The sequence below is a fragment of the Cupriavidus sp. SIMBA_020 genome (assembly GCF_046535395.1).
Lineage (GTDB): Bacteria > Pseudomonadota > Gammaproteobacteria > Burkholderiales > Burkholderiaceae > Cupriavidus > Cupriavidus campinensis.
In genome coordinates this window covers 1-263 of the sequence record NZ_JAWRWU010000832.1, presented here as the reverse complement: position 1 = coordinate 263, position 263 = coordinate 1, and the positions used below count along the sequence as shown (strand labels likewise).

General features: G+C 67.7%; 1 pseudogene. It reads right to left on the bottom strand.

Annotation, left to right across the window (positions count from 1 at the left end):
- Positions 1 to 263: pseudogene (locus tag SB751_RS31710) on the bottom strand (histone deacetylase family protein); the annotation flags it as partial.

The following is a 263-nucleotide window of genomic DNA, read 5'->3' as shown; positions in this document are numbered from 1 at the left end:
CGCCCGAAAACGGATAGAACGGATGCTGGAAGATGCTGCACATGAGCACGCGATCGTCGCCGGCGAACGCGGCCTCGGTGCCGTTGCCGTGGTGCACGTCGAAGTCGATGACGGCCACGCGCGACAGCCCATGCACGTCGAGCGCGTGACGCGCGGCCACGGCGACGTTGTTGAAGAAGCAAAAGCCCATCGCGCGCGCGGGTTCGGCATGATGGCCGGGCGGACGCACGCTGCAGAACGCGTTCTCGTAGCGGCCGGCGAGC